Origin of the sequence: Vibrio sp. OPT41 (assembly GCF_015163595.1) — a bacterium.
Lineage (GTDB): Bacteria > Pseudomonadota > Gammaproteobacteria > Enterobacterales > Vibrionaceae > Vibrio > Vibrio alginolyticus.
Map to the genome: position 1 here is coordinate 1 of NZ_JADDYH010000071.1, position 205 is coordinate 205.

1 rRNA gene is annotated in these 205 nt (G+C 50.2%); it reads left to right on the forward strand.

The features are described from left to right. Nucleotides 1-205 (forward strand): 23S ribosomal RNA (locus tag IQP38_RS22625); the annotation flags it as partial.

Consider the following 205-nt stretch of genomic DNA (forward strand, 5'->3'; position numbering starts at 1 on the left):
CCGATAGTGAACCAGTACCGTGAGGGAAAGGCGAAAAGAACCCCTGTGAGGGGAGTGAAATAGAACCTGAAACCGTGTACGTACAAGCAGTAGGAGCACCTTCGTGGTGTGACTGCGTACCTTTTGTATAATGGGTCAGCGACTTATATTCAGTGGCAAGGTTAACCATCTAGGGGAGCCGTAGGGAAACCGAGTCTTAACTGGG